Genomic DNA, 260 nt, shown 5'->3' on the forward strand with positions numbered 1-260 from the left:
AGCACGTTGTACTGGCCTGGCGTACCTTCGTCATCAATCGCCACCGAACCACGGCGATCGACCATCGTACCGTCATCAACCACGGTACACAGTTCTGAAGCCACCAGCTCCCCGACCTGTCCACTAAATACTGAAGTGCCACGGCGGTTGAAGTCGCCTTCCAGACCGTGACCAACCGCTTCATGCAACAGCACGCCCGGCCAACCTGCGCCAAGTACTACCGGCATGGTGCCCGCTGGTGCAGCAACGGCAGAAAGATT

Annotated in this window: 1 protein-coding gene; it reads right to left on the reverse strand. The window is 58.8% G+C overall.

The window, feature by feature from the left end; all coding sequences use genetic code 11:
* Positions 1 to 260 (reverse strand): metallopeptidase TldD-related protein (locus FG152_RS27190; RefSeq protein ID WP_498989483.1); only part of this gene is annotated, 260 nt, incomplete at both ends.

The sequence above is a fragment of the Ochrobactrum sp. XJ1 genome (assembly GCF_024701725.1).
Lineage (GTDB): Bacteria > Pseudomonadota > Alphaproteobacteria > Rhizobiales > Rhizobiaceae > Brucella > Brucella anthropi.